Genomic DNA, 6,720 nt, shown 5'->3' on the forward strand with positions numbered 1-6,720 from the left:
ATTACAGAAGATAAAACTCCTGATTCACACAATGACACTAAACCTCATAATGATGATACTCCAACTCCTATATATAAGGATGATAAAAAACCAATCAAGGCAGTTATCAACGATAAGGCTACTGGTAATCCTATATTGATGTTGATACTAGTTATTCTAGTATTGATACCTTTAAGAAGACGTAAACAATAAAATTTAAATTTAGGGTGTTAAACACCCATTTTTTCTACTTTTTTTATAAACTTTCAAGTCAAAATTTCAAGAAACATTTTTTTTTAAAATCAAATATTATTTAACTGAAAAATTTAAATGATTTCATTAAATAATAAATAATCATGAACGATAAGGAATTTTCTGATTTTATCACACTTCCAAGAACTTTTGAGAAATATAGGTGGTACAAGCCAATAATCGTGTTTATAATAGGATTTATTTTAATGGTAATATTTCAGCTAGTAATGGATGAGATTTTTATCAATTTATATGGTCTGAGCTTTGTAGATAACCTAGTAAATGGAGGATATGAAGTTTTAAATAATGCATTAGCAGAACTCTATTCTGATTTGGGAGTCATTGTAATGATACCTGCATTGTATATTGCTTCTAAAATCGTTAGGGACAGGTCATTTTCTTCATATATATCTAAAAGCGGAAGATGGAACTTTAAGCTATATCTTAAGGCTTTGGCGATTCCATTAGTTTTGTTTATAATTTTTAATGCAATTAGTGCTGCCATTACAGGTCCTGAAGGAACATTCCAACTTTCATTCTCCTATTTGATTGTAATTCTTATATTTCTTCCTCTCCAATGTATTGCGGAGGAATTGGTATTCCGTGGATTGATTATGCAAACATTCGGCGCATGGTTCAAAATACCAATCGTTGCGGTAATCCTTCAATCCATCATTTTCGCATTATCTCATGGGTACAATACTTTCGGATTGTTTGAAATTTTTGTTTCAGGTCTTATTTTCGGATTTTTCGCCTGGAAAACTAATGGTTTGGAAGTGAGTTCCGCATTGCATACAGCGAATAACCTTTCAATTAGCCTGTTTGTGATGTTGGGAATCATAACACCTACATCATCGCCCCAATTGTGGGAAACTGTTGCATCAATTGTCTTTTTAATATTATTGGCCATAATTATGCATTACATAGGCAACAGATGGGATTGGTTCGGTGAAATTCAAGAATAGGTGAATTCGCTTTTTTGAAGATGGATTTTTCATAGGTTTTTCGGATGGGAATCAATAGTTAACGGGCATTAATGTAAAACTCATTGTCAAAATGGGAATTATTTTTCCCTACTTTTTTTTTAACGTATTCTGTATTGGAATATTTTACATGTTTTTGAAAAAAATCAAATTTTGGAAATGTCATTTTAATTTAATTAATGCTAAATTTAATGTATGGTTTCAATTCCTCTTGCTCATTTAATAGATTTTCTTTTTAATTATTTTAACCATGGTTTTAACAACGCAATAGTTGTCCCATTAGGTATAGATGCAACATTATTTTTTCATATAAAATCAAGATTAATATATTAAAATTTGCGAATTGAATTATGCAAATACGTTTTTGGAAGTTACCGGTCAAAATGAGGAGATTATACAAATTTTACCAACTGAAATAATCAATTTCAATCTTGAAAACAAGTTCACAGACATAAGGGGATTGACAAAATCCGGTAAGGTAGTTATAATTGAAGGGCATGTCGGCATATTGAATGACCGTCATCTTATAAGATACTACGGTTATCACAAGGATACTTTTTGTGATTTTTCAAAGGAGATTAAGTTCATCATTGCTTGCCTTTCAAAGGGTAAAAATCAAAAAAGACTTATGGCAGAGGAAAACATCTGTTTTAAGCCAATAGTTCTTGAGCTTAAAAAAATCAAAGCAGACAAATATTTAAATAAATTAAGAACTAAATTTTAAAACCAGATTGAACTTGACCACAGTGAATGTGGGCTTTTGGTTCATTTACCGTTATTTGACCTCCCAATCTCTGAAGCAGACTATGTCAGAGAAATATGTGGATATATTAAAGAGTGTTCCTGCATTCCAGATGATGAAAAACGTATAATAATTCCTGCAATGTGTCTGAATATTCTAAGATATATTGATGATGAATACGAACAAGAAAAATTACTAGAGGCTGTTAATATGTTGAAATATTGTGAGAATGGTTTGGATAGGAAAATTAGGCTTGCTCGTGAAGATGAAGCCAAAAAGGTTACTGAGAATTTTGCTTGTAAGCTTTTGAAAACTGATCATGATGTGACTGCGGTTCATGAGTTAACTGGTTTGCCTATTTCTAGAATTAAAGAGTTAAAGGCAAGTCTTTAATTTTTTCCTTTTTTTTAAATTTTGGCATTAATTTATACTTTTCTTTAAAATATTTTTTTAATAAGATATTTAGGGTATTTTCACTTAAAACATTAGTTTTATAAATAATAAAAAAGTAATATTAATATATTATAAAATTATATTTTATTGGAGGAAATACATGCTTCTATTAATAAGTCCTATAAATCGAGAAGAAGCTCTAGAATCAATTGAAGGTGGAGCAGATATTGTTGATGTGAAAAATCCTAAGGAAGGTTCTCTAGGTGCTAATTTCCCTTGGGTAATCAAAGAGATTAGGGAATTAACTCCTGAAGACAAACTAGTCAGCGCAACCCTAGGGGATGTGCCATACAAGCCAGGTACAGTTTCACTTGCAGCAATGGGAGCTCACGTTTCCGGAGCGGACTACATTAAAGTTGGATTATATGGAACAAAAGACCATGACGAAGCTGTTGAAGTCATGGAAAACGTTGTAAAAACAGTTAAAGACATTAGTGAAGATACAATTATTGTAGCTGCAGGTTACGCTGATGCACACCGTGTAGGTGCGGTTGACCCTATGGAAATACCAAAAGTTGCAAAAGATGCAGGATGCGACCTTGCAATGCTTGACACTGCAGTTAAAGACGGTCACACATTATTCGATTATTTAGATTTAGACAAGTTAAAGGAATTCGTAGACGAAGCTCACGGATACGGCCTGATGACTGCACTTGCAGGATCCGTTAAAAAAGACCAATTGAAACCATTGCATGATATCGGATGCGATGTGGTCGGTATTAGAGGAGCTGCCTGTGTAGGTGGAGACAGAAACACTGGTAAAATCCACCATACTGCTGTAGCTGAGCTTAAAGAATTAATCAATTCATTCTAATTTAGGTGTTATTTATGTCATTTTCAAAAAAAGTTCAAGAAGCAAGAATGTCTTACACATTTGATGACTTTCTCCTGACCCCTAATGCAAGTTATGTTGAACCAAAGGACATTGATACTAAAATTGAATTAGGCAAGGGAATCAAACTAAACATTCCAGTATTGAGTGCAGCGATGGATACCGTAACAGAAGCGGATCTTGCAATTGCAATGGCACAGGAAGGTGGAATAGGTGTTATACACAGAAACATCACACTTGAAAGACAAGTTGAAGAAATTAAAAAGGTCAAAAACGCTGAAGACTTAACCATTCGCGATGTTGTAACTATTTCTCAGGATTCTACAGTTGCTGAAGCTGAAAACATCATGCGCCATGAGCTCATCAGCGGACTGCCTGTTGTTGATGGTGATGAAATCCTCGGTATCATCTCAAAAAGGGATATCAGGCCATTCTTAAAAAATGAGTCATCTACCGCAATCAAGGATATAATGACTTCAGATGTTGTGACAGTCGATGAGGGAGTTTCAGCAGAAGAGGCATTGAACATTGCATACGAGAATAAGGTTGAAAGATTGCCTGTTGTGCGTGACGGCAAGCTCGTGGGAATCATTACTATTAAAGATATACTTAATCAGGCACAATACCCAAATGCTGCCCGTGACAAGGACGGTAACTTTTTGGTTGCAGCAGCATGCGGACCATTCGATTTGGACAGGGCAATGGCACTTGACCAGGCCGGTGCTGACATCATCTCAATCGACTGTGCTCACGCACACAACATGAATGTTGTAAAATTCACTGAAACAATCAAGGACAACATTGATGCTGAATTGTGTGTAGGTAACATTGCAACCGCTGAAGCAGCAGAAGACTTAATTTCAATGGGTGTCGATGCCCTTAAAGTAGGTATCGGTCCGGGCTCAATGTGTACTACCCGTATCGTTGCAGGTGTCGGTGTGCCACAGCTTACAGCAATTTCAGATGTTGCTGATGCAGCGGCCGATTCAGGCATTCCGGTCATTGCTGACGGAGGTATCAGATACTCAGGTGATGTTGCAAAGGCCATCGGTGCAGGTGCAGATGCTGTAATGCTCGGTAACTTGCTTGCAGCTTCCCTTGAAGCTCCTGGTGACATTGTTGTCATGAACGGTAAGCAATACAAGAAATACCGTGGAATGGGTTCAATGGGTGCAATGACCAGTGAGTTTGACGGTGGAGCAGACAGGTACTTCCAAGGTCAAAAAAGTAAAATGAACCACACCAAATATGTTCCTGAAGGAATCGAAGGTGCTGTGCCATACAAGGGAACAGTTTCTGAAATCCTCTTCCAATTGGTTGGTGGTTTAAAATCATCCATGGGCTACTGTGGCGCTAAGGACATTAAGGCAATGCAGGAAAAAGCAAACTTCGTTAGGATCACAAGCAGCGGTATTAAGGAATCTCACCCTCATGACCTGTTGATTACTAATGAAAGCCCTAACTATCCAACACTCGACTAGTTGGATAGCATTTTAATTTTTTTGATGGGAAATCCAAAAATGGCATTTAAGATTTATAGGTAATTATTTTTTCTCATCAAAAAGTAATTTTTTACTTAAAATACTAATTTTAAGCAAACATTTAAATATTAGATTATCTTATATTATATTATTAGATAATTTTATGATTATTTTAATAATCAGTTTATTTTAAATTTTAATTATTTACGGAGAGAATATAAATGGCAAGAACTAAAAAAGTGGGTATTACAGGAAGGTTCGGTGCAAGATACGGAAGAAAAGCAAAAAGATCTGTTAAGATCATTGAAGAAAACATGAAAAAAAATCATGTTTGTCCTAAATGTGATAGACCATATGTTAAAAGACAAGCTGCTGGAATTTGGAAATGCAGAAAATGTGGTGCAGTATTCACCGGAGGAGCATACGTTCCACAAACTCCTATGGCAAAATCTGCAGCACGTAGTATCAGAGACATTAGAGTGGAGGAATAGGCCTTGTATAAGTGTCCACGTTGTGGAGCAGAAGTAGACCATAAAAGCTACATGGAAAATAAATGTCCTAAATGCAGATATAGGATTTTATTTAAAGAAGTTCCAGAAACCACCAGAGTTATAAAAGCAAGATAAATCAATTATCTTCTTTTACTAATTTTTTACTATTTTTGATTTAAATGTTAATTTCAACTTCTAGAAAACCTTCTCAAAAAACTAGAAAGTTCTGTAAAGTTTTAGCACGCACTACCGATTCAACCTCAGTCAACAGGGGAAAGATGAACATGCGCGAGCTGTTGCTCAAGGCGTTGGAAGTTGATGAGTACAATGTGGCTGTCGTTAATGAAATCAAGGGCAATCCTAGCAGGATTTCATTCTATTCAAATAAGGGAGAATTGCTTCTCACACTTCTCATTGGAGTGACTCTTGAAAACGAGAAGACCAACATTGCTCCATCACAATTGAAAATAGTCTCCGAGGTCGAGGAACTCAATGTCTTAAGTGAAATTCTCGATTTTGATTTGGTGGACAGCGCCGAGGAGAATTGCATTTTGATTGCTAAAAGCGATGATTCTCCGGCCAGAATCCAGTTCATTAACAAATTTGGCGACAAGCTAAAATTCCAGGTCAACGTTAAAAAGATCATTGGGGTTTCAAATGATTGATGAAAGCCCTCTTGAATCCGTCAAAAGCAATATAGTTGTCGAGTTTGATAGTTGCAATCAGGCGGAAATCGTTTATGAGTCAATACTTCTCGAGTTTGAAACCGCTCCGGATTTCAGGTCATCAATGACAATTGAATTGGAGGGGTCAAGCATCATAATCAACATTGATGCTGAGGATTCAACTTCATTTAGGGCTTCTGTTAACTCCGCCATCAAGTGGATCAATTTAGCATTACAGATAAATAATTTAACAATATAATGTTTATATAAATAATTAAAAGTTTAGGTGATATTATGGAGATTCCTGAAAATATTCAACAACAATTAAATCAGTTTCAACAATTACAACAACAAGCTCAAGCAGTAACAATGCAAATTCAAAACGTTGAAGTTCAAATTCAAGAAACTGAAAAAGCTTTAGAAGAACTCAAAAAAAGCGATGAGAAAACTGAAGTATTCAAACAAGCTGGTACTTTACTCATTAAAGTAGAATATGCTGACGCTTTAGCTGACACTGAAGAAAAATTAGAAACCCTTCAGTTAAGGAAACAAACCATGGCTCGTCAGGAAGAAAGAGTTATGAAAAAGCTCGAAGAGATGCAAACTACTATTCAAGCTGCAATGCAAGGTATGGGCCAATAGGGCTTAAACCTTTAATTTTCTTTTTTTAAAGATTTTTATGTCAAAACTTAAGGTATTATCCCAGGATGATTTAGCAACCATTTCTGATGACTTTGGTGAAATTCTTGAACGTGAGGTTTCAAAGGCTTTGCCTGCTAAGGAAATTGAGGATTTGGATTTGGATATTGTTTTAAGCTATGAAAACGAGCAGCTTGATGTTG

12 protein-coding genes are annotated in these 6,720 nt (G+C 35.4%); all 12 read left to right on the plus strand.

Annotated features, from left to right (window positions below; all coding sequences use genetic code 11):
* The coding region (locus QZU77_RS10080) for a hypothetical protein (RefSeq protein ID WP_295603718.1) at positions 1–192 on the plus strand (192 nt) is incomplete at its 5' end.
* A gap of 266 nt (positions 193–458) precedes the next feature.
* Complete coding sequence (locus QZU77_RS10085; protein WP_295603720.1) at positions 459–1,196, plus strand: CPBP family intramembrane glutamic endopeptidase; 738 nt, start codon at positions 459–461, stop codon at positions 1,194–1,196.
* A 361-nt stretch (positions 1,197–1,557) separates the two neighbouring features.
* Positions 1,558–1,938, plus strand: coding sequence for a hypothetical protein (locus tag QZU77_RS10090; protein WP_295603722.1), 381 nt, complete (start codon positions 1,558–1,560; stop codon positions 1,936–1,938).
* A gap of 36 nt (positions 1,939–1,974) precedes the next feature.
* Positions 1,975–2,349, plus strand: a complete 375-nt coding sequence (locus QZU77_RS10095; RefSeq protein WP_295603724.1) for a hypothetical protein — start codon at positions 1,975–1,977, stop codon at positions 2,347–2,349.
* 160 nt (positions 2,350–2,509) lie between these two features.
* Positions 2,510–3,223 carry a (5-formylfuran-3-yl)methyl phosphate synthase gene (locus QZU77_RS10100; RefSeq protein WP_295603725.1) on the plus strand — a complete coding sequence of 238 codons (714 nt, stop codon included), beginning with the start codon at positions 2,510–2,512 and terminating at the stop codon, positions 3,221–3,223.
* A 14-nt stretch (positions 3,224–3,237) separates the two neighbouring features.
* Positions 3,238–4,722 carry an IMP dehydrogenase gene (gene guaB / locus QZU77_RS10105; RefSeq protein WP_295603727.1) on the plus strand — a complete coding sequence of 495 codons (1,485 nt, stop codon included), beginning with the start codon at positions 3,238–3,240 and terminating at the stop codon, positions 4,720–4,722.
* A 221-nt stretch (positions 4,723–4,943) separates the two neighbouring features.
* Positions 4,944–5,213, plus strand: coding sequence for a 50S ribosomal protein L37Ae (rpl37A, locus tag QZU77_RS10110; RefSeq protein ID WP_292743952.1), 270 nt, complete (start codon positions 4,944–4,946; stop codon positions 5,211–5,213).
* 3 nt (positions 5,214–5,216) lie between these two features.
* A complete protein-coding gene (locus tag QZU77_RS10115; RefSeq protein WP_295603730.1) occupies positions 5,217–5,348 on the plus strand; it encodes a DNA-directed RNA polymerase subunit P in 132 nt (43 codons plus the stop codon).
* Between the two features lie 44 nt (positions 5,349–5,392).
* Positions 5,393–5,878: a Brix domain-containing protein gene (locus QZU77_RS10120; RefSeq protein WP_295603732.1), complete on the plus strand. Its 486-nt coding sequence runs from the start codon at positions 5,393–5,395 to the stop codon at positions 5,876–5,878.
* A complete protein-coding gene (locus QZU77_RS10125) occupies positions 5,871–6,137 on the plus strand; it encodes a KEOPS complex subunit Pcc1 (protein WP_295603734.1) in 267 nt (88 codons plus the stop codon). The genes QZU77_RS10120 and QZU77_RS10125 overlap by 8 nt, the downstream gene beginning before the upstream one ends.
* A 35-nt stretch (positions 6,138–6,172) precedes the next feature.
* Positions 6,173–6,520: a prefoldin subunit beta gene (locus tag QZU77_RS10130; RefSeq protein ID WP_295603736.1), complete on the plus strand. Its 348-nt coding sequence runs from the start codon at positions 6,173–6,175 to the stop codon at positions 6,518–6,520.
* Between the two features lie 37 nt (positions 6,521–6,557).
* Positions 6,558–6,720, plus strand: a 163-nt coding sequence (locus QZU77_RS10135) for a DUF3194 domain-containing protein (RefSeq protein WP_295603738.1), incomplete at its 3' end; no start/stop codon positions are given.

Origin of the sequence: uncultured Methanobrevibacter sp. (genome assembly GCF_902774605.1) — an archaeon.
Taxonomy (GTDB): domain Archaea; phylum Methanobacteriota; class Methanobacteria; order Methanobacteriales; family Methanobacteriaceae; genus Methanocatella.

Coding starts and splice junctions, on each gene's coding strand:
- QZU77_RS10085 (WP_295603720.1), top strand. CDS start 459: ATGGATGAGATTTTTATCAATTTATATGGTCTGAGCTTTGTAGATAAC.
- QZU77_RS10100 (WP_295603725.1), top strand. CDS start 2,510: ATGCTTCTATTAATAAGTCCTATAAATCGAGAAGAAGCTCTAGAATCA.
- guaB (WP_295603727.1), top strand. CDS start 3,238: ATGTCATTTTCAAAAAAAGTTCAAGAAGCAAGAATGTCTTACACATTT.
- rpl37A (WP_292743952.1), top strand. CDS start 4,944: ATGGCAAGAACTAAAAAAGTGGGTATTACAGGAAGGTTCGGTGCAAGA.
- QZU77_RS10120 (WP_295603732.1), top strand. CDS start 5,393: ATGTTAATTTCAACTTCTAGAAAACCTTCTCAAAAAACTAGAAAGTTC.
- QZU77_RS10125 (WP_295603734.1), top strand. CDS start 5,871: ATGATTGATGAAAGCCCTCTTGAATCCGTCAAAAGCAATATAGTTGTC.
- QZU77_RS10130 (WP_295603736.1), top strand. CDS start 6,173: ATGGAGATTCCTGAAAATATTCAACAACAATTAAATCAGTTTCAACAA.